The 22634-nt window shown below is 60.3% G+C and carries 22 protein-coding genes; 10 read left to right on the forward strand and 12 right to left on the reverse strand.

The features are described from left to right. Window positions 1-57: 57 nt before the first annotated feature. Both rnd and ACIQWP_RS14760 read right to left on the reverse strand, forming a co-directional pair. Window positions 58-1203, reverse strand: a complete 1146-nt coding sequence (gene rnd / locus ACIQWP_RS14755; RefSeq protein ID WP_402788369.1) for a ribonuclease D — start codon at window positions 1201-1203, stop codon at window positions 58-60. Window positions 1204-1372: 169 nt separating this feature from the next. Then, window positions 1373-2764, reverse strand: a complete 1392-nt coding sequence (locus ACIQWP_RS14760) for a multicopper oxidase family protein (protein WP_402788371.1) — start codon at window positions 2762-2764, stop codon at window positions 1373-1375. 276 nt (window positions 2765-3040) lie between these two features. Here ACIQWP_RS14760 and aspS point away from each other — a divergent pair, with 276 nt between their 5' ends. Then, on the forward strand, window positions 3041-4831 hold the full coding sequence (gene aspS / locus ACIQWP_RS14765; protein WP_402788373.1) for an aspartate--tRNA ligase: 1791 nt from the start codon (window positions 3041-3043) through the stop codon (window positions 4829-4831). Window positions 4832-4906: 75 nt separating this feature from the next. Here aspS and ACIQWP_RS14770 read toward each other — a convergent pair whose 3' ends face one another. Beyond that, a complete protein-coding gene (locus ACIQWP_RS14770; RefSeq protein WP_402788375.1) occupies window positions 4907-6076 on the reverse strand; it encodes a serine hydrolase domain-containing protein in 1170 nt (389 codons plus the stop codon). 66 nt (window positions 6077-6142) lie between these two features. Between ACIQWP_RS14770 and ACIQWP_RS14775 the strand changes: the two genes are divergently transcribed. Next, window positions 6143-6799 (forward strand): TetR/AcrR family transcriptional regulator, encoded by a 657-nt coding sequence (locus tag ACIQWP_RS14775; RefSeq protein WP_402788377.1) that lies wholly within the window; start codon window positions 6143-6145, stop codon window positions 6797-6799. A 66-nt stretch (window positions 6800-6865) separates the two neighbouring features. Here the strand turns inward: ACIQWP_RS14775 and ACIQWP_RS14780 are convergent, their stop codons facing one another. After that, the gene (locus ACIQWP_RS14780) at window positions 6866-8053 is read right to left on the reverse strand and encodes a hypothetical protein (RefSeq protein WP_402788379.1); all 1188 of its coding nucleotides are present in this window, start codon (window positions 8051-8053) and stop codon (window positions 6866-6868) included. Window positions 8054-8286: 233 nt separating this feature from the next. Between ACIQWP_RS14780 and parC the strand changes: the two genes are divergently transcribed. Then, window positions 8287-10545: a DNA topoisomerase IV subunit A gene (gene parC, locus ACIQWP_RS14785; RefSeq protein ID WP_402788381.1), complete on the forward strand. Its 2259-nt coding sequence runs from the start codon at window positions 8287-8289 to the stop codon at window positions 10543-10545. 70 nt (window positions 10546-10615) lie between these two features. On the opposite strand, the gene ACIQWP_RS14790 is transcribed toward parC, so the two are convergent. The 6 genes from ACIQWP_RS14790 to hemB all read right to left on the reverse strand — a co-directional run bounded on the left by ACIQWP_RS14790 (window position 10616) and on the right by hemB (window position 14786). Then, window positions 10616-11005 carry a type II toxin-antitoxin system death-on-curing family toxin gene (locus tag ACIQWP_RS14790; protein WP_402788383.1) on the reverse strand — a complete coding sequence of 130 codons (390 nt, stop codon included), beginning with the start codon at window positions 11003-11005 and terminating at the stop codon, window positions 10616-10618. Continuing rightward, on the reverse strand, window positions 11005-11226 hold the full coding sequence (locus ACIQWP_RS14795) for an AbrB/MazE/SpoVT family DNA-binding domain-containing protein (protein ID WP_402788385.1): 222 nt from the start codon (window positions 11224-11226) through the stop codon (window positions 11005-11007). The genes ACIQWP_RS14790 and ACIQWP_RS14795 overlap by 1 nt, the downstream gene beginning before the upstream one ends. A 65-nt stretch (window positions 11227-11291) precedes the next feature. After that, on the reverse strand, window positions 11292-12173 hold the full coding sequence (locus ACIQWP_RS14800) for a DMT family transporter (RefSeq protein WP_402788387.1): 882 nt from the start codon (window positions 12171-12173) through the stop codon (window positions 11292-11294). Further along, window positions 12174-12953 (reverse strand): arginyltransferase, encoded by a 780-nt coding sequence (locus ACIQWP_RS14805; RefSeq protein WP_402788389.1) that lies wholly within the window; start codon window positions 12951-12953, stop codon window positions 12174-12176. It abuts the gene before it with no gap. 182 nt (window positions 12954-13135) lie between these two features. Then, entirely contained in the window at window positions 13136-13594 is a 459-nt protein-coding gene (locus tag ACIQWP_RS14810) for an RDD family protein (RefSeq protein WP_402788391.1), read from the reverse strand. A gap of 178 nt (window positions 13595-13772) precedes the next feature. Continuing rightward, complete coding sequence (gene hemB / locus ACIQWP_RS14815; RefSeq protein WP_402788393.1) at window positions 13773-14786, reverse strand: porphobilinogen synthase; 1014 nt, start codon at window positions 14784-14786, stop codon at window positions 13773-13775. A 143-nt stretch (window positions 14787-14929) separates the two neighbouring features. Here hemB and ACIQWP_RS14820 point away from each other — a divergent pair, with 143 nt between their 5' ends. The 7 genes from ACIQWP_RS14820 to ACIQWP_RS14850 all read left to right on the forward strand — a co-directional run bounded on the left by ACIQWP_RS14820 (window position 14930) and on the right by ACIQWP_RS14850 (window position 21536). Beyond that, entirely contained in the window at window positions 14930-15370 is a 441-nt protein-coding gene (locus ACIQWP_RS14820) for a DUF6163 family protein (RefSeq protein WP_402788395.1), read from the forward strand. A 133-nt stretch (window positions 15371-15503) separates the two neighbouring features. Continuing rightward, the gene (gene ldtR / locus ACIQWP_RS14825; protein ID WP_041677845.1) at window positions 15504-16019 is read left to right on the forward strand and encodes a transcriptional regulator LdtR; all 516 of its coding nucleotides are present in this window, start codon (window positions 15504-15506) and stop codon (window positions 16017-16019) included. Between the two features lie 512 nt (window positions 16020-16531). Next, window positions 16532-17845 (forward strand): murein L,D-transpeptidase, encoded by a 1314-nt coding sequence (locus ACIQWP_RS14830; RefSeq protein ID WP_402788397.1) that lies wholly within the window; start codon window positions 16532-16534, stop codon window positions 17843-17845. 174 nt (window positions 17846-18019) lie between these two features. Continuing rightward, on the forward strand, window positions 18020-19318 hold the full coding sequence (gene glyA / locus ACIQWP_RS14835; protein WP_402788399.1) for a serine hydroxymethyltransferase: 1299 nt from the start codon (window positions 18020-18022) through the stop codon (window positions 19316-19318). A gap of 9 nt (window positions 19319-19327) precedes the next feature. Beyond that, window positions 19328-19804: a transcriptional regulator NrdR gene (nrdR, locus tag ACIQWP_RS14840; protein ID WP_047627126.1), complete on the forward strand. Its 477-nt coding sequence runs from the start codon at window positions 19328-19330 to the stop codon at window positions 19802-19804. Between the two features lie 2 nt (window positions 19805-19806). Then, the gene (gene ribD / locus ACIQWP_RS14845) at window positions 19807-20916 is read left to right on the forward strand and encodes a bifunctional diaminohydroxyphosphoribosylaminopyrimidine deaminase/5-amino-6-(5-phosphoribosylamino)uracil reductase RibD (RefSeq protein ID WP_402788402.1); all 1110 of its coding nucleotides are present in this window, start codon (window positions 19807-19809) and stop codon (window positions 20914-20916) included. Beyond that, on the forward strand, window positions 20916-21536 hold the full coding sequence (locus tag ACIQWP_RS14850; RefSeq protein ID WP_402788404.1) for a riboflavin synthase: 621 nt from the start codon (window positions 20916-20918) through the stop codon (window positions 21534-21536). Before ribD ends, ACIQWP_RS14850 begins: the two co-directional genes overlap by 1 nt. Window positions 21537-21583: 47 nt before the next feature. On the opposite strand, the gene ACIQWP_RS14855 is transcribed toward ACIQWP_RS14850, so the two are convergent. Continuing rightward, a complete protein-coding gene (locus ACIQWP_RS14855; protein WP_402788406.1) occupies window positions 21584-22066 on the reverse strand; it encodes a GNAT family N-acetyltransferase in 483 nt (160 codons plus the stop codon). Between the two features lie 20 nt (window positions 22067-22086). Then, the gene (locus tag ACIQWP_RS14860; RefSeq protein WP_402788408.1) at window positions 22087-22605 is read right to left on the reverse strand and encodes a GNAT family N-acetyltransferase; all 519 of its coding nucleotides are present in this window, start codon (window positions 22603-22605) and stop codon (window positions 22087-22089) included. Window positions 22606-22634: the final 29 nt, after the last annotated feature.

The raw sequence follows: 22634 nt of genomic DNA on the forward strand, positions 1-22634 counted from the left end.
ATCTCGATCAGCGAATCATACGCAATCGCAGGGCGCCGGGAAAGCGGAATGTTGCGACTAGAGGGTGACGGTCTCGACCCGCTTGCCGACGAAGCGCAGCGCCACCTGGCCCTGGATGAGCTGCAGGGCCGTCTCGCCGAAGAGATCGCGTCGCCAGCCGGTCAGGGCTGCGACATCGGCCTTCTCGCCCTCGGCGGCGATCTTGTCGAGATCGTCGCTGTTGGCGATTACTTTCGGCGCAACGCCATGCTTTTCCGCGATGAGCTTCAGCAGCACCTTCAGCAGTTCGGAAGCGGCGGCAGTGCCCTCTGGGGCCTGCTGATGGCGTGGCGGATGCGGCATTTCGGCTTTCGGCAACGCCAGCGCAGCGTTGATCGCTTCGAGCACGGCCGCACCGGCAGCCGAACGCTCCCAGCCCTTCGGAATGGTGCGCAGCCGGGCAAGCGCTTCGCTGTCCTTAGGCTGCTGCTGGGCGATTTCATAGATGGCATCGTCCTTCACCACACGAGCGCGTGGAACATTGCGGGCGCGTGCCTCGCGTTCGCGCCAGGCGGCTACATATTTGAGGACCGCCAGTTCCTGCGGCTTGCGCAGCCGCATCTTCAGCCGCTGCCAGGCATCGTCGGGATGCAGGTCGTAGGTCTCGCGTGCCTCGAGGATCGCCATTTCCTCCTGCAGCCAGGAGGCGCGTCCCTCGCGCTTCAGCTGCTCATCGAGAGAAAGATAGACATCGCGTAGATGGGTGACGTCGGCAAGCGCATAGTCCAGCTGCTTTTCCGAAAGCGGACGCCGGCTCCAGTCGGTAAAGCGTGATGACTTGTCGATATGAACGTTCTTGATGCGGCTGACGAGCTGGTCGTAGGAAACGGAATCGCCGAAGCCGCAGACCATCGCCGCGACCTGTGTGTCAAAGATCGGATGCGGGATGAGATTGCCGCGATGAAAAATGATTTCGATGTCCTGGCGCGCGGCATGAAACACCTTCAGGACCGATGGGTTGGCCATCAGCTCGAAGAAGGGTGCCAGGTCCAGCCCCTTGGCCAGCGGGTCCACCAACACTTCGGTGGTGGGGCTTGCCATCTGTATCAAACACAGTTCCGGCCAGAAGGTCGTTTCTCGCAGGAATTCCGTATCGATGGTAATGAATTCCGACTTGGCCAGCTCTCGGCAGGCCGCCTCCAATTGGGCGGTAGTTTCGATCATCTCAACACATTCAATGGTAAAATACTTCTTTAACTTCCTTCTCCTTTCAGCCGGATATGTCAATACTTTCGCGGACAAAGCCTTGCAGCATTTCGCTTTTGGCTGAAATTGCCGGGAACTGTGACGGTTTCGCGCGAAACCGCTCGCCATAGAAGCGGCTCGCAGCTGCTTATGCCACGCGCACGTAACTGGTCATGCCGGTCTTCTGATGTTCGATAATGTGGCAATGCAGCAGCCAGTCGCCGGGATTGTCGGCAACGAAGGCCAGCTGCACCTTTTCATCCGGCTGGATCAGATAGGTGTCGGAGACGAAGGGCTGCACCGGCCGCGTCGATGAGGAGAGGACGGTGAAGCTCATCCCGTGCATATGGATCGGATGGCTGTGCGGGGTGACGTTTTCCATGTCGATGACATAGCTCTTGCCGAGCTTCAGTTCGGCAAGCGGCGCGGTCGGATCGGGGGTATCGCCCGGCCACGGCACCTTGTTGATGGCCCAGAAGCTGTAGCCGAGCGAGCCGCAGATCGTGTTATCGGCCGTATTCTCGGCTGTCGAGCTAAGGATCAGCGGAATGTGGGTTGCGGAACTCAGGTCGGCCTTCTGCACGGGATTGTCTTCCAGCGGCGCGAGATCGCGGACATCGCGCTTCAGCGAAGTCCCCACCGCCCGCAATGTTGCCAGCACTTTCGGGTTGGTGCCCTTGATATCCTCGAGCTTGACGACCGCGCCTTCGCTATCGGGCATGCGCACGGCGAGCTCCAGCCGCTGTCCAGGCCCGAGCTGCAGGATATCCAGCGGAAAGCGCTGCGGCACTGGATTGCCGTCGATGGCGATCACGGTCGCCTCGGCTCCATCAATGCGGAAGGAATAGATGCGCGTGACGTCGGTGATCGCAAGGCGCAGGCGCACCAGACCGCCGGAAGGCGCATCATATTGCGGCTCCTGCTGCCAGTTGGCTGTCCGGACCGTGCCATAGGTGCCGGATTTGGCGGCATCGCGCGGCCGGAACTGCGCGATGAACTGCCCGTCTCCGCCCAGTCGCCAGTCGCGCAGATTGAGCACCACTTCCGAATCGAAAGCCGGGTCCTTGGGATTTTCGACGACGATGACGCCGGTCATGCCGTGACCCATCTGCTCCAGCGTGTTGCAATGCGGGTGATACCAGAAGGTGCCGGCGTCGGGTGGCGTGAAGGCGTAGTCGAAATGATCGCCGGTATAGACGTAGGGCTGGGTGAGGAAGGGCACGCCGTCCATGTTGTTCGGAAGGCGGATACCATGCCAGTGGATGGTCGTCGGATCGTCTATGCCATTGATCAGCCGCGCCGCAAAGGATTCGCCCTTCTTCATATGCACGACAGGCGGCATGCCGGCCTCGCCATAGGTCAACACGCCTTTTGTCGTGCCGCCATCGGCGAGATTGGCTTCGATCTTGGCCGTCTTCAACACGCGCGGCTCGGCCGCGGCCGCTCTGCCCGCGAACCTTCCGGCAATCCCGAGGCCCACGCCATAGGCGCCGGCAACGGCTGAAGCTCTTAAAAGATTGCGGCGGGTGAGGATCGGCATGTCAGGCTCCAGGGGCGAAGATATATGCATGCCTGTTTAAAGTTGACCGCAGCGTTCAGCAATAGCATCGAGGTAGCCAAACCGCCGCAGCGGCTACTTGCGGATGTTGATATGGGCGGCGGATGAGACGGTTTTAAGCCGACTTCCGGCACTGGCCAAACGTTCGAGCCTTGACAAATCGGACGCACCATGCGCTTTTCCGCCCGATTTTCTCGTCGGCAGGCGAGGGGCTTGCATGTCCTTTCGCCGCGGTCCGCCAAGTCCAGGATATATACTATGCATCGCTATCGCAGCCACACATGCGCCGCCCTGCGCAAGTCCGACGTCGGTTCGACCGTCCGCATCTCCGGCTGGGTTCATCGCGTCCGAGATCATGGCGGCGTGCTGTTCATCGACCTTCGCGATCACTACGGCATCACCCAGGTCGTCGCCGACCCTGATTCCCCGGCTTTCAAGCTCGCCGAAACCGTGCGCGGCGAATGGGTCATCCGCATCGACGGTCTGGTGAAGGCGCGCACGGAAGACACCGTCAACAAGAACATGCCGACCGGCGAGATCGAGCTTTACGCGCAGGAGATCGAAGTGCTCTCCGCCGCCAAGGAGCTGCCACTGCCTGTTTTCGGCGAGCCGGACTATCCGGAAGACGTCCGCCTCAAGTATCGCTTCCTCGATCTGCGCCGCGAAACGCTGCATCGGAACATCGTCAAGCGCACGCAGGTCATCTCCTCGATGCGCCGCCACATGGGCGAAGTCGGCTTTACCGAATACACGACCCCGATCCTGACGGCCTCGTCGCCGGAAGGCGCCCGCGACTTCCTGGTGCCGAGCCGCATCCATCCCGGCACCTTCTACGCGCTGCCGCAGGCGCCGCAGCAATACAAGCAGCTGCTGATGGTTGCCGGCTTCGATCGTTACTTCCAGATCGCGCCGTGCTTCCGTGATGAAGACCCGCGTGCTGACCGTCTGCCGGGCGAATTCTACCAGCTCGACCTCGAAATGAGCTTCGTGACCCAGGAAGACGTCTGGAACACCATGGCGCCATTGATGACCCAGGTGTTCGAGGAGTTTGCCGACGGCAAGCCGGTCACCAAGGAATGGCCGCGCATCCCCTATGACGTCGCGATCCGCAAGTATGGATCGGACAAGCCGGACCTGCGCAACCCGATCGTCATGGAGGCCGTCACCGAGCACTTTGCCGGCTCGGGCTTCAAGGTCTTCGCCAACATGATCGCCTCCAACCCGAAGGTCGAAGTCTGGGCAATCCCGGCCAAAACCGGTGGTTCGCGTGCGTTCTGCGATCGCATGAACGCCTGGGCGCAGAGCCAGGGTCAGCCGGGCCTCGGCTATATCTTCTGGCGCAAGGAAGGCGAGAAGCTCGAAGGCGCTGGCCCGCTTGCCAAGAACATCGGCGAGGAGCGCACGGATGCGATCCGCACCCAGCTCGGCCTCGATGACGGCGACGCCTGCTTCTTCGTCGCCGGCGACCCTGCCAAGTTCTACAAGTTCGCCGGTGAAGCCCGCACCCGGGCTGGCGAAGAGCTGAACCTGGTCGATCGCGACCGTTTCGAGCTGTGCTGGATCGTCGACTTCCCGTTCTTCGAATGGAGCGAGGAAGAAAAGAAGGTCGATTTCGCCCACAACCCGTTCTCGATGCCGCAGGGTGGCCTTGAGGCGCTGCAGAACCAAGACCCGTTGACGATCAAGGCATACCAGTACGACGCCGTCTGCAACGGCTTCGAAATCGCTTCGGGCTCGATCCGTAACCAGTCGCCGGAAACCATGGTCGCCGCCTTCGAAAAGGTCGGCCTCAGCCAAACCGACGTCGAAGAGCGCTTCGGCGGCCTCTATCGCGCCTTCCAGTACGGCGCGCCTCCGCACGGCGGCGCTGCCTTCGGCATCGACCGTATCGTCATGCTCTTGGTTGGCGCCAAGAACCTGCGCGAGATCTCGCTGTTCCCGATGAACCAGCAGGCACAGGATCTGCTGATGGGCGCTCCCTCGGCCGCAACGCCGACGCAGCTGCGCGAACTCGCCATCCGCCCGGTGCCGCCGGTCAAGAAGGACTGAGGTTCCTTAGGCTTTCAGAAATGCAAAACCCGGCGACCGAAATCGTCGGTTTTTTTTGTTTGCCTGCTGATGTCTTTAGATCCCGGCATAGACCGCTTTCGCCAGATCCGTCGTAAACTGCCCCCACATGCCCTCGAGAGCCGTGTTGGTCAGGGCAACCACCGTCAGGCCCTTTTGGGCGTCGACAAACCAGCTATGGCCATAGACGCCACCCCATTTGATCGTGCCAGCCGAGAAGGGGACTTGACCGGCAACCGGATCGGTGACGACGGACCAGCCATAGCCGAAGCCGAAGCCGGCTTGCAGCGCCTGCATATGGCCGCCGGCCTGATCGGTCATCATCGTCTTCACCGTATGGGCTGACAGCAGTGGCGCACCGCCCTTGCGGATGGTTTCGAGTATGGCGAGGATATCGCTAGCTGTCCCAGCCATGCCCGCGCCGCCGGAGTGATAGGAGGTCGGATCGAATATTCTGTCAGGCGCAAAGCGGATCACCCCGTCGAGGATCGGAACAAGCGTGCCGTCTTCCATTCGCTGCGGCTCGGGAGTTCCGTTCACGTAATTGGCCGCCAGGCGGCTGCGGTCTCGCACCGAGAATGCCGTATCGGAAAGGCCGAGTGGCTTCATGACGAGTTCTGCAACGGCATCGCCGAGAGCGCCGCCTGTTTCCTTCTCGATGATGCCGCCGAGGACATCCATCGCCAGGGAATACCGCCAGTTTTCACCGGGCGCAAAGAGAAGGGGAGCGCTCGCGAGGCGTTTGAGGTTGTCGGCCACCGAGCGGCCCGGCGTGTCCAGGCCATCGGAGACACCGGCGCGATGATAAGGGCCGTCCTGCTCCTCCGCGAATGTATAGCCCAGTCCGGATGTGTGCGTGAGGAGGTGCCGGATGAGAATGGTGGCTTCTCCACCATCCGGCAGACGCGGCCGGAAATCCGGCAGCCATTTGGTGATCGGGTCGTCGAGGCCGATGCGGCCCTGTTCGACGAGCCGCATAGCGGTAATAGTGACGATCGGCTTGGTGATGGAGGCAAGGCGGAAGATGGCATCTTCGCGCATCGCTACTTTGTTTTCTCGATCCGCCAGACCGGCGGCACGGGTGTAGACCAGTTCTCCGTCTCGAGCGATCAGGATGACCGCCCCGACCAGCCTCTTGTCCGCCAGGGCGGAAGCAATCGCGGCATCGACGCCTTCAGCAAGGCTGCCGTCGCTGGGACGCGCGGAATTTTCCAGGGGAAGACTCATGGGGCAAAACCTTCTATAATCACAATGACTATTCCTGAATAAACCAGATTGGGAAATAATTCTAGAGTGACCATTGTGAAAAATAATGAAGTGACCGAAAATTCATCGCCCCGTAAACGTGGACGCCCGCCCGCGTTCGATCGCGAAACGGTTCTTGCCTCGGCGCGGGATACCTTCTGGAAGCATGGCTATGACGGTTCCTCCATCGCCGATCTGACGGCCGCCATGGGGATCACGCCGCAGAGCCTCTATGCCGCCTTCGGTTCGAAAGCCGAGCTTTATCGGGAGACCCTCGATCAATATCGGCGCATGCCGCGACCGGAGCCCGGCAATCCCTTTCAGGACGAGCTGGATACGGTGTCAGCCTTCGAGCGCTTCCTGACGAACTCCGCCAAGATCTTTACGGCGCCCGAACATCCCAAGGGCTGCATGATATCGACGGCGGTATTGAACTGCGCCGAGGAAAACGAGCCGATCGCCCACCATGTCGCCTCCATGCGCCTGCAGACGCTGGATATTTTTACCGCCCGGATCGAGCGGGGCATTGCAGAGGGTGACATGCGGCCGGATGCCGATGCTCGCTCGCTTGCTCGTTTTCTGGGCGCAATCGTGCAGGGCATGTCCGTTCAGGCCCGCGACGGTGCGACCACGGAGGAATTGCTTGCCCTCTTGTCTCATGCGCTCAGCGAACTGAAAACGTATCAGCTGCGGCAGGAAGCCTGAGCCAAGGCAAAGAAAAACCCGGCGACCGAGATCGCCGGGTTTCGGAATTGCATCGAGAGCAACCGATTAGTCGTTCGAGGAGACCTTGAGGCCGATGACCTGCGGAATGGTCTGCGGCGCACCCATGGCGGCGCCGATGATCATCGGGACCGGTACCGGCTTGCCGGGAGCTGCGGTAACCGTCAGGCTCTTCGGATTGTCGAGATAGGCGTTGACTGCCGAAGAGACGGCGTTCTGCAGTTCCGGAATGTTGAGCTGCGCCATCATGATCGGCGTCATCGCCTTCAGCGTATCAGCCAGCTGCTTGCCGCTGACGCCCTGCTGCTTGCCGGCGAAATCGAGCGCGCGCGTGGTGATCGAGGCGTCATCGAAGCGAACCTGGGCGCTGTTGAAGGTCAGCTGCTGCAGCAGGCCGAGCATGGCAAGGCCGGCGGACTGCTGTGCTTCCTGCTGGTTCGGGTTGGAGCGAACCGTCTTGAGCGCTTCCTGCATCGACTTGGCAAAGGCTGGCGTATAGCCGGAAATGCTGAAGGCGAGGTTCAGCTTGCCGATGTCCCTGAAGTCGAAGGAGTATTCCGTGATGTCGATCGTACCGGGTCCGATTTCCCAGCTGCCCTTCATGGAGACCGTGCCGTCGATCTGCTGCAGCTTCAGCGCTTCGATGGCTTCCTTGGTCTTCGCGTCGTCGACCTTGCTGAGATCGGCCTTGACGCCATTGATCTTGGCGTCGAAGTCGAGGCCCGACTTGTCGTCGCGCTTCTTCATGTTGGCGTCGGCGCCCTCGATCGAGAACACCTCGGTATCGTCCTTGGTCACGGACACGGCACCGGCATGGGCGCTCTTGTAGTAGAGCAGCGAACTCAGGTCGCCCTTGCTTGTATCGGCCGGGATCTCGACGCCGGTCAGCTTGAGGTCGGTAGCGGAGATGGCAGCGCCATCCTTGGTGAAATCGACATCTGCGAAATCGATCTCGTCGATCGTGTAGCCGCCGTTGTTTTCCTCGACGCCGTCCAGTGTGATGTCGCCGAGCGGGATGCTGTCGTCCATGCCGGGAGCCTTGAAGCTTGCGCCCTTCAGCGTCACCGTGCTGCCGTCGATATCGACACCCGCGGCAGCGATCGAACCGCCTTGCTGGCCATAGACGTCGTTGATCTTCTTCAGTAGATCGTTGCCGTCAAGCGCGAAGGCCGAGCTGGCGAAAGATAGGATGACGGCGCTGCACAGCATCAGCCGCGTGGTCCGATAGAAAGTCATTATGGCGTTTCCTCGTTGAGCCGGTGGTATATTGGCGGGGGCGTACAGATTGAGCATGTACTGCGCTGACTTATATTGATCTTTCTCTGAAAATCCAATGACAATGAGCGTTGAATGCAGGTGCAGCAAAAATGTATCGGTCGCCACTTCGCAAGGCGCCCGAAACGCCTTCATCCACAGGTGCTTTCCACCGATTTCTTGCCGGGAATCGCCATCTCCGATAGTCAAGGGCCATGGGACAAAATCTTACACCGCCGTCCGGTGATGGCGACGACAATATCCTTCCGGTCGATCTGAAGGCCGCGCTCGAAGAGCGCTACCTGGCCTATGCCTTGTCGACGATCACGCAACGCGCGCTTCCTGACGTTCGCGACGGGTTGAAGCCGGTGCATCGCCGCATCGTCTACGCGATGAGCGAGATGGGACTTCGCCCCAATGCGGCATTCCGCAAGTGCGCCAAGATCGTTGGCGAGGTGATGGGTAACTATCATCCGCATGGCGACCAATCGATCTATGACGCCTTGGCGCGTCTGGCGCAGGATTTCTCGCAGCGCTACACGTTGGTCAACGGCCAGGGCAATTTCGGCAATATCGACGGCGATAGCCCGGCCGCGATGCGCTACACCGAATCCAAGATGACGGCGGTTTCGGAACTGCTGCTCGAAGGCATCGATCAGGACGCGGTCGATTTTCGCGACACCTACGACGAGTCGAATTCCGAGCCGATCGTCCTGCCGGGCGCTTTCCCGAACCTGCTTGCCAATGGTTCTTCCGGCATCGCGGTGGGCATGGCGACCTCCATTCCGTCCCACAATGCCCACGAGCTTTGCGACGCCGCGCTGCATCTGATCAAGGATCGCGATGTCACCGTCGAGAAACTGGTGGAGCTTTATATTCCCGGTCCGGATTTTCCGACCGGCGGCATCATCATCGATGATCGCCGGAGCATCATTGAAAGCTACAAGACCGGCCGCGGTGGTTTCCGCGTTCGCTCCAAATGGGAGATCGAGGATCTTGGTCGCGGCGGCTACCAGATTGTCGTCACGGAGATCCCGTTCCAGGTGCAGAAGTCCCGGCTGATCGAAAAGATCGCCGAATTGCTTATTGCGCGCAAGCTGCCGCTGCTCGAGGACATCCGCGATGAATCCGCCGAGGATATCCGCGTCGTCCTGATCCCGAAGAGCCGTACCGTCGATGCGACGATCCTGATGGAATCGATGTTCAAGCTGACGGAGCTGGAGAGCCGCTTTCCGCTCAACATGAACGTTCTGTCCATGGGCCGCATTCCGAAGGTCATGGCGCTGAACGAGGTGCTGAAGGAATGGCTGGACCATCGCCGCGAAGTCTTGCTGCGACGCTCGCGCTTCCGCCTGGCGGCCATCGAAAAGCGGCTCGAAATCCTCGGTGGCTTGCTCGTTGCCTATCTCAATATCGATGAGGTCATCGCCATCATCCGCGAGGAGGATGAGCCGAAGCCTGTCATGATGGAACGCTTCGGCCTCACCGACAATCAGGTCGAGGCGATCCTCAACATGCGGCTGCGCTCCTTGCGCAAGCTGGAAGAGTTCGAGATCCGCAAGGAATTCGACGGCCTGACCAAGGAGAAGGCCGATATCGAGGCACTGCTCGCCTCGGAAGAGAAGCAGTGGCAGACGGTCGCCTGGGAAATCGGCGAGGTGAAGAAGAAATTCGCGAAGGCGACCGAGATTGGCCGCCGCCGCACGCAATTTGCCGAAGCGCCCGAAGCCGACGATGCCGCCATCCAGCAGGCGATGATCGAGAAGGAACCGATCACCGTCGTCGTCTCGGAAAAGGGCTGGATTCGTGCCCTCAAGGGCCATATTTCCGATACCTCGTCGCTCACCTTCAAGGAAGGCGATGGTCTGAAGGTTGCCTTTCCGGCGCAGACGACGGACAAGATCCTGATCATCACCACCGGCGGCAAGGCCTATACGCTCGGCGGCGACAAGCTGCCAGGCGGCCGTGGCCACGGCGAGCCGCTGCGCATCATGATCGATATGGAGAACGATCAGGACGTGCTGACCGCCTTCGTCCACGATCCGCAGCGCAAGCAGATGATCGCTTCGACAGAGGGCAACGGCTTCATCGTGGCCGAGGCGGAACTGGTCGCCAATACCCGCAAGGGCAAGCAGATCATGAACGTCTCCTATCCCGATGAGACGAAGCTTCTGGTTCCGGTTTCCGGCGATCACGTCGCTGTTGTCGGCGAGAACCGCAAGATGGTCATCTTCCCGCTGGCGCAGGTACCTGAAATGTCGCGCGGAAAGGGCGTCCGCCTGCAACGCTACAAGGATGGCGGCATTTCCGACATCCGCTGCTTCGTCATTGCCGATGGCCTGACCTGGGAAGACAGCGCCGGCCGCACCTTCACCAAGACCAAGGACGAACTGACGGAATGGTTGGGCGACCGCGCCGGCGCCGGCCGCGCCGTACCGAAGGGCTTCCCGAGAAGCGGCAGGTTCTCGGGGTAAGTAAGATAGGTACGGTCGACGAAATGGCCCGAGCCCTATGAAGGGCCGGGCGCAGCCGGCAGATGGAAAATCAATCGGTGTAGGGTACGCAGACGTCGCGCAGGAAACGTGCCGCGCCTTCCTCATCGATCTCGCCGGCGGCGACGGCAATGACAAAACTGTAGAGGTTGGCGTCCGTCGTCTGAATTTGGTAGCCGTTGTCCATGAGAAAGACTGCCGCGGCAACGATGGCGATGCGCTTATTGCCATCCACGAAAGCGTGGTTTTTCGCTAAGCCAAACAGGTAGGCCGCTGCCGGCTCTATAGTATCCTCTGTGCCGTACTGGGATTTATTAATAGGGCGCGCCAAGGCGGATTCGGGAATACCTTCGTCTCTCAATCCATAGGAGCCGCCGAAACGCTTGATTTGTATCTTATGCAACTGCTCGATGAGCGCTCTCGTCAGGAAAGTAACCGACATTATTCAGCCAGTTTCTTGAGTGCGACCTTATATTGATCCATGAATCGCTGTGCGTGTTCCATCTGACGCATAAAATCAGCGTCGGTCGGCTGCATAAGCAAGCCACCATCCTTCAAGCTAATTTCCAATGTATCGCCAGCGCCGAGGCCGAGCTGATCGAGAACTTCCTTCGGAATAATAACTCCCTCGGAATTGCCGATCTTGCGGATGACGACGTTCATATCTCGGCTCCTGATGTAACAACGAAGTTATAACATTGAGCGACCAAGATATCAACGTGGACACATCATCCAGCCATCGCCGCTCTCGCCTTCACCCGTGCCTGCCAGAGCGAATGAGCGGCAAGCGCCACGATCAGTATGGCGCCACCCGCCAGGGTCATGTCGGTCGGTGCTTCCGCAAAAATCAGCCAGACCCAGATCGGCGCCAGGATCGTTTCCAGGAGATAGAACATCGCCACTTCGGGAGCAGAGAGAAAGCGCGTGCCTGTCGCAAGGCACCAGAAGGAAAGCGGCATCAGCACGGCGCCGTCGAAGAGTATCCAGCCAGGATGGTCGATGGAAAAGCCGGAGGGAACGAGATGATAAAGTCCCACGGCCGCTGGAATGACGGCTGCCAACAGCGACGCGAAGCCCATATCCTGCCGTGAGGCGCGGCTGATGGTGATGGCGCAGGCGATGGAGAAGGACGCAACCACGGAAAGCGCGTCACCAAGCAGGTGTCCACCCTCCATGCCGTCCCCGACGATCAGTCCGACACCGACGATCATGACGGCCATGGTGATGAAGGTCGAAAGGGCAGGGCGCTCCTTGAGGAAAATCCACGACAGCAGCGCGGTGAACATCGGATTGAGGGCAATGATGAAGACGACGTTTGCCGCCGTCGTGTAATAGACGGCGAGAAGAAAACTGATGGTCGTCAGCCCGTAGAAGAATCCGACCGGAAGCCCGAGCCAGCCCGGCAGCACGCCGCGCAGCGAACCAGTGACCCGCCGGATGACGAAGAGGGTGGTCAGCGCCACGACGATCGTCGCAAGGCTGCGCACCGACAGCACCGACCAGACCTCGCCGCTGGACAGCCGGATCAGCGGTATGTCCATTGACAGAGCCAGGCCGCCGAGCGTGGTCAGCAGCAGGCCCTTCCTATGGTCTGACAGATTGGCGAACATTCAGCGTGCGTTGTCTTTGTCGCCGTCCGCGGCCGGGTCGAAACGTTCCCAGCCACGCGGTGTCAGATGCTCCTGCGGCTGGAAGCGTGTCTTGTAGTCCATCTTGCGCGATCCCCTAACCCAATAGCCGAGATAGACATGAGGGAGCCCCAGCGCCTTCGTCCGCTTGATGTGATCGAGGATCATGAAGGTGCCAAGCGATCGTTCATCGAAATCGGGATTGAAGTAGGAGTAGACCATCGACAGCCCGTCGCTCATGACGTCGGTCAAAGCCGCCGCCAGCAGCTCGCCTTTCGGGCGCTGTTCCAGTCCGGAACCTTCTTCGCGGCGACGATATTCGATGATGCGGGTATTCACATGCGTATCCTCGACCATGATCGCATAGTCGAGAACGGTCATGTCGGACATGCCGCCCTGCTGGTGGCGATAGTCGAGATAGCGGCGGAAGAGCGAATATTGTTCGCTGGACGGCTGCGCCGGAAATTCGGTGGCGATGATGTCGCTGTTGGTGGCCAGCACGCGCCGCATCGAGCGCGTGGGTTCGAATTCCTGGGCGAGAATGCGGACCGATATGCAGGCCCTGCAAGATTCGCATGCGGGTCGATAGGCGATGTTCTGAGAACGCCTAAAGCCGCCCTGCGTCAGGATATCGTTCATCTCGGCGGCGCGCGGACCGACAAGGTGCGTGAAAACCTTGCGTTCCATCTCGTGCGGCAGGTACGGGCAGGAAGCCGGTGCCGTCAGATAAAACTGCGGAGATGGCGTCGACTGCGTGTTCATCTGCCGTTGATTGACCTTTCTTCCGGCACCTGTTTTTCACAAGCATGGCCCAAGTTTGGAAAACGTCAACCATGTCCTGCACGAAAGATCGAAGTTTCCTAATTGACCATGCACAGAAAAGTCTCCCGCGCGCCTGAGGGCTCCGCGGGAGAGCATGCGGTGTCGTATGGTTATGTGTTGTTTTAAGCCGTCCGGGCGATGACCGTGCCGAGCAGCAGGTCGTGCACCAGCCGACTGCGGTCGGTAAAGAGACCCACCAGCAGGATAAGCGGCGTCAGGACGGAGTTCAGTATCCAGAACAGCGCCAGATGAACGATCGCCATCAGGAAGTCCATCCGCTGACCATCGACGCGAACCATCGTCAGGCCCATGGCGCGCATGCCGAGCGAGGCCTGGTAGGGTCCGCCGAGCGTCCAACCGAAATACAAGCCCGCGACGAGGATGAAGAGTACCGGATAGAGGAAGAAGCCGAGCCCGAGTGTCAGGATCGAAACGAAGAACAGCAGTACGGCCGCCGGAATGCAGAGCAGCGCGACGATGATATAGTCGACGATGAACGCAAAGATGCGCCGGCTCAGCACGCCACTATAGGCGCGCCAGTCGTCCGGTGCTGCATAGAGCGGGCTGGGGTTCAGGCTCATCGGTTTTGGCTCCTTCGCGTGCTCCTTCAATCGTTCCGATATGAAGAAGGCTTATGCGCCAGTTAAAGATCCTTCTGCGACTTTTATGCGACCGGTAGGCGCAAAAAGCCGCAGCAAGGGAAACATTTGCCGAACATATGGTGTCGGGCCCGGCAAATACAATAAGCCCGGCTCGGAGCTATTTCTTTGCCAAGTGTTTGGCCACATCCATCGCGAAATAGGTGAGGATGCCGTCGCAGCCGGCACGCTTGAAGGCGAGCAGGGTTTCGAGCATCACCCGCTCACCGTCGATCCAGCCATTGGCGGCCGCGGCCTTGATTATCGCGTATTCGCCGGAAACCTGGTAGGCGAAGGTTGGAAGGCCGAACGCCTCCTTCAGCCGCCAACAGATGTCGAGATAGGGCAGGCCCGGCTTGACCATCAGCATGTCGGCGCCTTCCTCGACGTCGAGCGTGGCGTCGCGCACAGCCTCGGTGCCGTTGGCCGGATCGATATAATAGGTCTTCTTGTCGCCCTTCAGCAGACCGCCGGTCGAGATCGCCTCGCGATACGGGCCGTAGAAGGCCGAGCTGAATTTCGTCGCATAGCTCATGATGCCGACGCCCTGATGGCCGGCGGCATCGAGCGCGCGGCGGATCGCGCCGATGCGCCCGTCCATCATTTCCGAAGGCGCGATGATATCGGCGCCGGCATCGGCCTGATAGACGGCAGCGCGCGCCACCTGTTCGACCGTCTCGTCGTTGACGATTTCGTTGCCGCGGAGAATGCCGTCATGGCCGTGGCTGGTGAAAGGGTCGAGCGCGACGTCGGTGATGACACCGATGCCAGGCACGGCCTTCTTGATGGCGGCGCTGGCAAGATTGATGAGATTGTTTTTCTCGAGGCTGTTGGAGCCGGTCTCGTCGCGCAGCTCCATTTCGATGTTCGGGAAGGTGGCGAGTGCGGGGATGCCGAGATCGGCCGCTTCCTTTGCCGCTTCGACGGCCTTGTCCACGGTCATGCGGTTGACGCCGGGCATGGCGGGGATTGGCTCGATGATGCCGGTGCCGGGAATGAGAAAAATCGGCCAGATCAGGTCATCGACCGTCAGCCTGTTTTCCTGCACGAGGCGGCGCGTCCAATCGGCCTTGCGGTTGCGTCGCATGCGGCGATGCCCGGTGATCTCGTCAACCAGATGCGTCTTGTTCTCCATGATGCCGCCATCCTTCTTCGTCTATTTATGGCATTGTATATAGGCCGCGTACCTATCACGCTGTCCCCAGGATTCAAAACCAGGCGAAAGGCCGCAGCCATTATATTCTGGCGAGGCAGATGCCTCCTACGTATTGTTCGCGCATGGAACCTGATTCTTCGACCGTACCCAAGAATACGCTGACGGACATCCTGTTCGTGCTGTTCCTGCGGCTGATCGCGATCGCCTGTTTCTGGCTCGGCCTGCAATATTGGGCGATGCTGGTCGGCTATTCGCTCGCAGGCCATGCACGCTTCGATCTGCTCACTCTGCCTTGGAAGGTCGCGGGCGCGGGGCTCGCGGTCGTTTTCCCTGTCGCAGCCCTTGGATTATGGCTCACCGTATCCTGGGGACCGGTCATGTGGGTGCTGGCTGCAGGCGGGCAGGGACTGATGTATGGAGTCTGGCCGGAGATATTCGGCTCCAATCCGCTGATCATGATCTTGCATGCCTGCGTCGCCTTGATTTATTGCCTTTTCCGCGTCCTGTTATGGCAGGAAAAGCGCAGGCGCCGTCAGCAGCAGGTAATGGTTGATTTACCCTGAGACAGCAACGCTTCGCGGTAAGGTGCTGTTAAGCCTGCAGTTTAAGTAGAATTTTATGTGTATTCGATAGGGTCTCACTCAAGGCGGGAAGAAAACGACACCGCCAAACAAAACAGAGTGAGGCCAAGTCATGATGAACACGAAAATCAAGCCGCAGGCAGTTGCGAACGCTCGGGACCAGCAGGTTGACGATATCCGGGCTCTCTACATGGAATCCCTTCATCTGGTCGAGCGTTTGCACCGCCGCCTGCTTGATGTCATCAAGGACGAGTTCGACCGTCAGGGTCGCGACGACGTCAATGCCGTCCAGGCACTTCTCCTTTTCAACATCGGCAATTCCGAGCTGACGGCCGGCGAGCTGCGCTCCCGCGGTTTCTACCTCGGCTCCAACGTTTCCTACAACGTCAAGAAGCTGGTCGACCTCGGCTTCATCAACCATCAGCGCTCGCGCATCGACCGTCGCTCGGTCCGCATCAGCCTGACGGAGACCGGCCAGGACATCGCCGAAACCGTTGCCAAGCTCTATGAGCGCCACATCGGCTCGATCGACAAGGTCGGCGGCATCGGCACCGACGAGTTCACGCAGATGAACAAGCTCCTGCAGCGCCTCGACCGCTTCTGGAACGACAGCATCGCCTATCGCATGTAAGTAACGGCGATGGGTCGATCATAAGACCTTCCAGTAAAGGCAAGCTGGACACGTTCCCTGCGTGTCCGGCTTGAACGCGTTGCCAGTTGGCCTTTGTGCGCTTTTTGCCACGTCCGCGCTTCTCCTTCCGTCACATGTAACCTCCGCGGCAGCTCAGCCATTGACGCCGGTTCAGGACACGCTATGAACCACGCGCAGCTGTGGTATTTTAGCAAATGCAGCATGGCTTTCATTTCAGTGCCGCTCGGGAAGGCAAGTTTCATGCCGGGAGACACGAATTGGCCATATTGATATGACAGCGGAAATCGACTGCAAGCACCGTTCTCGAAATATGATCTTCCCGCCTGAAGGTCTCGGCTTCGCGATATTGTGATAGTTCGTGGCCAAGTTTTTGGTGGTGCATTAAGGGAACGGATTGATACTGAGCGGCGTTACTTGGCGCAAGCTTGCGCTATTTACTGCTTCCTCTCTCGGCTGCGCATGATTGGATCGCAGCGTTGAACGGTTGGGATATGTCGAAGAAAAACGGAATTGAACCTTTCTCGCGCCGCTCCTTCCTGCGGTCGGCCGTAACTTTTGGCGCTGCCGCATTGGCTGCTCCGGCCCTTGCGCAAAACGCGACTCCGCTGGAAGCGCTCATCAACGACCGTTCTCGCGGCAATTGGGACGATCAGTTCGACGCCAAGGCTGCGGCGCGTACGGCCGCGGCCGTCCAGTCGAACACGCCAATCCTCGGGCCGGATTCCGTACCGAACATTCAGCAGGCGATCGCCCAGTATCAAAACATCGTTTCCAATGGCGGCTGGCCGCAGATCAGTCCGACCGGCCAGCAGCCGCTGCAGCTTGGCGTCACTGATCCCGCCGTGCAGCCGCTTCGTCAGCATCTGATGGTTTCAGGCGACCTGCCGCGCGAGGCGGGTATCTCGTCTTCCTTCGATTCCTACGTGGACGGCGCGGTCAAGCGTTTCCAGGCTCGTCATGGCCTGCCGCCGGATGGCGTCATCGGCGATTTCACGCTGAAGGCGATGAACATTCCCGCCAATGTCCGCCTGCAGCAGCTGAACACCAATCTCGTTCGCCTCCAGACGTTCCCGTCAGACCTCGGCCGCCGTCACGTCATGGTCAACATCCCCGCGACCCGTGTCGAAGCCGTGCAGGATGGTCAGGTGGCGCTGCGCCACGAGGCGATCGTCGGCCGGGAATCGCGCCCGACGCATATCATCAATTCAAAGATCTACGAGGTCATCCTCAACCCCTACTGGACGGCGCCGCGCTCCATCATCATCAAGGACATCATGCCGCTGATGCGGAAGGACCCGACCTACCTGGCGAAGAGCAATATCCGCCTTCTCGATGGCAAGGGCCAGGAAGTCGCGCCGGAGACGATCGACTGGAATTCGGACAAGGCGCCGGACCTGATGTTCCGTCAGGACCCGGGCAAGACGAACGCCATGGCGTCCACGAAAATCAACTTCCATAACCCCAACAACGAATACATGCACGACACGCCGGAGCAGGGCCTGTTCAACAAGCTGATGCGTTTCGACAGCTCTGGCTGTGTGCGCGTTCAGAACGTGCGTGATCTGGCGACCTGGCTTCTTTCGGAAACCCCGGGCTGGCCGCGGCAGCATATCGAGCAGGTCATCTCCACTCGCGTCAACACGCCGATTACGCTGGCGTCGGAAGTGCCCGTCTATTTCGTCTATATCTCGGCCTGGAGCGCTGCCGACGGCATCGTCCAGTTCCGCGACGACATCTATAATCTCGACGGCAATTCCCAGCTGGCGCTGGACACGACCCAGGGCATGGAGCAGCCGGTTCAATAATCGGCGTTTCAAATGCATTCTTATCGAAGCCGCACCCCGGGGTGCGGCTTTTTCGTTTGCCGGCGTCGCTCTGCGTAGAATGCCCAGCAAATGTCGCTGGTCGTATTGCTCTCCGGCGACCCGGACGCTAATACCGTTTGCATTGCCTTTCCGGCCCGTTCAGGAGCTTTCACGATGACCAATGCGTCCACCGAACCCTTCTTCAATCGCTCGCTTGCCGACACCGATCCGGAAATCTTTGGCGCGATCGGCAAGGAACTGGGTCGCCAGCGCCACGAAATCGAACTGATCGCCTCGGAAAACATCGTCTCGCGCGCCGTGCTGGAAGCGCAGGGCTCGATCATGACGAACAAGTATGCCGAGGGATATCCAGGCAAGCGCTACTATGGCGGCTGCCAGTATGTCGATATCGCCGAAGAACTTGCCATCGAGCGCGCCAAGAAGCTGTTCGGCGTCAACTTCGCCAACGTCCAGCCGAATTCCGGTTCGCAGATGAACCAGGCCGTCTTCCTGGCGCTGTTGCAGCCGGGTGATACCTTCATGGGTCTTGACCTGAATTCGGGTGGCCACCTGACGCATGGTTCGCCAGTCAACATGTCCGGCAAGTGGTTCAACGTCGTTTCTTATGGCGTGCGCGAAGGCGACAACCTGCTCGACATGGATGCTGTTCAGCGCAAGGCCGAAGAAACCAAGCCGAAGCTGATCATTGCCGGCGGCACCGCCTATTCCCGCATCTGGGACTGGAAGCGCTTCCGCGAGATCGCCGACAGCGTCGGCGCCTATCTGATGGTCGACATGGCCCACATCGCCGGCCTCGTCGCCGGTGGCCAGCATCCGTCGCCGTTCCCGCATTGCCACGTCGCCACCACGACCACGCACAAGTCGCTTCGCGGCCCGCGCGGTGGCATGATCCTCACCAACGACGAGGATCTGGCCAAGAAGTTCAATTCGGCCGTCTTCCCCGGCCTGCAGGGCGGCCCGCTGATGCACGTCATCGCTGCCAAGGCCGTGGCCCTCGGCGAAGCGCTGCAGCCTGAGTTCAAGGACTATGCCGCGCAGATCGTCAAGAACGCCAAGGCTCTCGCCGAAACGCTGATCTCGGGCGGCGTCGACGTCGTCTCCGGTGGTACGGACAACCACCTGATGCTGGTCGACCTGCGCAAGAAGAACGCCACCGGCAAGCGCGCCGAGGCTGCCCTCGGCCGCGCCTACGTCACCTGCAACAAGAACGGCATCCCGTTCGATCCTGAAAAGCCCTTCGTCACGTCAGGCGTCCGTCTCGGCACCCCGGCTGGCACAACGCGCGGCTTCAAGGAAGCCGAGTTCCGCGAAATCGGCAATCTGATCATCGAAGTGCTCGATGGCCTGAAGGTCGCCAATTCCGATGAAGGCAATGCCGCTGTCGAGGCTGCCGTGCGCGAGAAGGTGGTCAAGCTCACCGACCGCTTCCCGATGTACGGCTATATGGGCTAAGGAGAGCGCATGCGCTGCCCTTACTGCGGCTCAGAAGATACCCAGGTCAAGGATTCGCGCCCGGCGGAGGATAATACCTCCATCCGCCGGCGCCGCATTTGTCCCGACTGCGGCGGTCGCTTCACGACCTTCGAGCGCGTGCAGCTGCGCGAACTCATGGTCATCAAGAAGACCGGCCGCAAGGTGCTGTTCGATCGCGACAAACTGGTGCGTTCCTTCGAGATCGCGCTGCGCAAACGGCCGGTCGACCGCGACCGGATCGAACGGGCCGTATCCGGCATCGTGCGTCGCCTCGAAAGCTCCGGCGAAACTGAAATCAGCTCCGAGCAGATCGGCCTCCAGGTGCTGGAAGCGCTCAAAAGCCTCGATGACGTCGCCTTCGTGCGCTATGCCTCCGTCTACCGCGATTTCTCCCATGCGGAAGATTTCGAGCACGTGATCGACGAGATCAACGCCAAGATCGCGCGCGATCCGCTGGACCCTTGACCATGGTGTTGCGGCCCGAAGACGAGCGTTTCATGGCTGCGGCCATCCGTCTGTCGCGCCAGCATCTGGGGTTGACCTCTACAAATCCGTCCGTCGGCTGCCTCGTCGTCAAGGATGGCGTCATCCTTGGTCGTGGCGTCACGGCGTTGGGCGGCCGTCCGCACGCCGAGCCACAGGCCTTGGCCGATGCCGGTGAGGCGGCGAGGGGAGCCACCGCCTACGTAACGCTCGAGCCCTGTTCGCATTACGGCAAGACGCCGCCCTGCGCCGAGGCGCTGATCGCTTATGGCGTGGCGCGCGTCGTCATCAGCGTTACCGACCCCGACCAGCGCGTTTCCGGGCGCGGCATCACCATGCTGCGCGACGCCGGCATCGAGGTCGATACCGGCATTCTGGAGACGGAGGGCAGGCGGTCTCTCGCCGGCTATCTCATGCGGCAAACGAGAAACCGGCCTTATGTGACTCTCAAACTTGCCATTTCCGCCGATGGCATGATCGGCAAGACGGGCGAGGGGCAGGTTCGCATCACCGGCGATGTCGCACGGGCACAGGTGCAGATGCTGCGCGCCGAAAGCGATGCCATTCTCGTCGGCATCGGTACGGCGATATCAGACGATCCGGAATTGACCTGCCGGCTTCCCGGCCTTGAAGACCGCTCGCCCCTGCGCATCGTTGTTGATGAAGACCTTCAGCTGCCGCTCGGCAGCAAACTGGTGCAAACGGCGCGGAAGCATCCAGTCATCGCGGTTGCCGGCCATCCGCCGTCCTTCGACGAGAACACCGATGCGGCCTTCCTGGGGCGCCGTGCGGCGCTGGATGCCGCCGGCGTCGAAGTGCTGCAGTCCAATTCGAATGAGCCGGGCGAGTTGCTGGAGGCGCTGGGCACGCGCGGCATCTCGTCTCTACTGGTGGAAGGCGGCGCCAGGACGGCGCGGCGTTTCCTCGATGCCGGAATGGTCGATCGTATCCTGCTGTTTCAGGGGCCAGCCGATATCGGCGAGGGCGGTATTGAATCGCCGGTCCTCAAAACCAATATCCCAGCTGACTTTATGCATGTCGGCGAGAGCCGCTTCGGCGGCGATCTTTGCGACGAATTTGAAAGAGGTTTTTGATGTTCACCGGAATTGTCACCGATGTCGGCACGGTCGAATCCATTTCCCCGATGAAGGAAGGCATCAAGCTGCGCGTTGCCACCAATTACGATCCGGCAACGATCGACATGGGCGCCTCTATTTCGCACGCCGGCGTCTGCTTGACGGTCACCGGCCTGCCGGAACAAGGCAGCAACGGACGCTGGTTCGAGGTCGAGGCCTGGGAAGAGGCGCTCCGCCTGACCACCATTGGCACCTGGGAAACGGGAGCCAAGATCAACCTCGAGCGCTCGTTGAAGATCGGCGATGAACTCGGCGGCCACATCGTCTCCGGCCATATCGACGGCAAGGCGGAAATCCTCTCGGTGACGGCGGAGGGCGATGCCACCCGTTTCCGCCTGCGCGCGCCGGAACATCTCGCCAGGTTCGTGGCGCCAAAGGGTTCGATCGCGCTCGACGGCACCTCGTTGACGGTCAACGCCGTCGATGGAACGGAATTTGATGTGCTGCTCATCCGCCATTCGCTTGAGGTCACGACCTGGGGCGAGCGCAAGGCTGGCGATTTCGTCAATTTCGAAGTCGATACCATGGCGCGCTATGCCGCACGGCTGGCGGAGTTCCCCGTCGTCCGAGAAGCCTGAATTTCATAGGCTCGCTGCAGGGAGGCGCTTGCGGGCGCCTTCGCATCTTACTTAAGCGTTTTTTCCATCAGGAAGTTCGACAGTATCTGGCCGCGCTTTTCCACCTGTTGCGCGGTGACGACGGCGAAGCCGTTGCGCTCGAAGAAGGGGCGGGCGGTCAGGCTCGCCTCGGTGAAGATCCGTTGAAAGCCCTGTTCGCGGGCAGTCCTTTCGACAGTCGCAAGCAACAGGCTGGCGACGCCCTTTCCCTGATAGTCGGGTGAAACGAACAGCATATCGAGACAGCCATCCGGTTTGAGGTCGGTAAAGCCGATAGGCTTCGAGCCATCCATGGCAAGCCAGGTCGGCCGGCTTGCCCGATATTGCGCCCAGATTTCGGCGTCTTCCACCTGTGCCCAGGCAGCGATCCCGGCCGGGCTGTAATCTCTCGACGCGACCTCACGAATGGCCCCGAGGAAAATGTCGATCGTGGCTTGGGCGTCACCCGGTTCGTAAGGTTTGACGGAAAACCTATCCTGCGAAACCGGCATGATAGTCCTCCCTGCAATGTCTAACGCTCGAATAGGGCGTTGGACCTGTCCTTGATCGCGAGTTCGCCGATGCGGCGGAAGCCGATCTTCTCGGCAACCCGCAGGGATGGTGCGTTTTCCAGGTCCACGATGCAGGTCATGCGTCGGCCCGCGAACTGTCCGTCCGCCCAGGCGATCGCCGCGTTCATGGCTTCCGTCGCATAGCCTTTGCCCTGCATCGGCGGCGTGATGCCCCAGCCGGCCTCCAGCGTACCTTCCGTCATTGGCGTCATGTCGCGATGCAGATCGAGAAATCCCACTTCGCCGATCAATCGGCCGCTTTGGCGTTCCTCGACGGCAAAGAAGCCGAAGCCGAGATGGTGCCACAGGCCGGCATAGCGCAGGAGGCGGGCCCATACCTGCTCGCGTGTCGGCATTTCGCCGCCGATAAAGCGGACGATTTCCTCGTGCTTCCAGAGCGCGCAAAATTCGTCGAAATCTTCAAGCCTATGGCCGCGCAGCAGGAGCCGGTCGGTGGTCAGTGTTGGAATATGGGTCATGGGATACAAGGTCTTTGCCGAAAAAATGA

Source organism: Rhizobium sp. NPDC090279 (assembly GCF_044769665.1).
In the GTDB taxonomy this organism is placed as follows: domain Bacteria; phylum Pseudomonadota; class Alphaproteobacteria; order Rhizobiales; family Rhizobiaceae; genus Rhizobium.

Excerpts from the sequence above, each read along its gene's own strand:
- ACIQWP_RS14830 (WP_402788397.1), top strand. The coding sequence starts at position 16,532 with ATGTCGAAGAAAAACGGAATTGAACCTTTCTCGCGCCGCTCCTTCCTG.
- hemB (WP_402788393.1), bottom strand. The coding sequence starts at position 14,786 with ATGGAGAACAAGACGCATCTGGTTGACGAGATCACCGGGCATCGCCGC.
- ACIQWP_RS14805 (WP_402788389.1), bottom strand. The coding sequence starts at position 12,953 with ATGAACACGCAGTCGACGCCATCTCCGCAGTTTTATCTGACGGCACCG.
- aspS (WP_402788373.1), top strand. The coding sequence starts at position 3,041 with ATGCATCGCTATCGCAGCCACACATGCGCCGCCCTGCGCAAGTCCGAC.
- rnd (WP_402788369.1), bottom strand. The coding sequence starts at position 1,203 with ATGATCGAAACTACCGCCCAATTGGAGGCGGCCTGCCGAGAGCTGGCC.
- glyA (WP_402788399.1), top strand. The coding sequence starts at position 18,020 with ATGACCAATGCGTCCACCGAACCCTTCTTCAATCGCTCGCTTGCCGAC.
- ACIQWP_RS14860 (WP_402788408.1), bottom strand. The coding sequence starts at position 22,605 with ATGACCCATATTCCAACACTGACCACCGACCGGCTCCTGCTGCGCGGC.
- ACIQWP_RS14790 (WP_402788383.1), bottom strand. The coding sequence starts at position 11,005 with ATGTCGGTTACTTTCCTGACGAGAGCGCTCATCGAGCAGTTGCATAAG.
- ACIQWP_RS14795 (WP_402788385.1), bottom strand. The coding sequence starts at position 11,226 with ATGAACGTCGTCATCCGCAAGATCGGCAATTCCGAGGGAGTTATTATT.
- parC (WP_402788381.1), top strand. The coding sequence starts at position 8,287 with ATGGGACAAAATCTTACACCGCCGTCCGGTGATGGCGACGACAATATC.
- ACIQWP_RS14855 (WP_402788406.1), bottom strand. The coding sequence starts at position 22,066 with ATGCCGGTTTCGCAGGATAGGTTTTCCGTCAAACCTTACGAACCGGGT.
- ribD (WP_402788402.1), top strand. The coding sequence starts at position 19,807 with ATGGTGTTGCGGCCCGAAGACGAGCGTTTCATGGCTGCGGCCATCCGT.
- ACIQWP_RS14760 (WP_402788371.1), bottom strand. The coding sequence starts at position 2,764 with ATGCCGATCCTCACCCGCCGCAATCTTTTAAGAGCTTCAGCCGTTGCC.
- ACIQWP_RS14850 (WP_402788404.1), top strand. The coding sequence starts at position 20,916 with ATGTTCACCGGAATTGTCACCGATGTCGGCACGGTCGAATCCATTTCC.
- ACIQWP_RS14820 (WP_402788395.1), top strand. The coding sequence starts at position 14,930 with ATGGAACCTGATTCTTCGACCGTACCCAAGAATACGCTGACGGACATC.
- ACIQWP_RS14770 (WP_402788375.1), bottom strand. The coding sequence starts at position 6,076 with ATGAGTCTTCCCCTGGAAAATTCCGCGCGTCCCAGCGACGGCAGCCTT.
- ACIQWP_RS14800 (WP_402788387.1), bottom strand. The coding sequence starts at position 12,173 with ATGTTCGCCAATCTGTCAGACCATAGGAAGGGCCTGCTGCTGACCACG.
- nrdR (WP_047627126.1), top strand. The coding sequence starts at position 19,328 with ATGCGCTGCCCTTACTGCGGCTCAGAAGATACCCAGGTCAAGGATTCG.
- ACIQWP_RS14780 (WP_402788379.1), bottom strand. The coding sequence starts at position 8,053 with ATGACTTTCTATCGGACCACGCGGCTGATGCTGTGCAGCGCCGTCATC.
- ACIQWP_RS14810 (WP_402788391.1), bottom strand. The coding sequence starts at position 13,594 with ATGAGCCTGAACCCCAGCCCGCTCTATGCAGCACCGGACGACTGGCGC.
- ldtR (WP_041677845.1), top strand. The coding sequence starts at position 15,504 with ATGAACACGAAAATCAAGCCGCAGGCAGTTGCGAACGCTCGGGACCAG.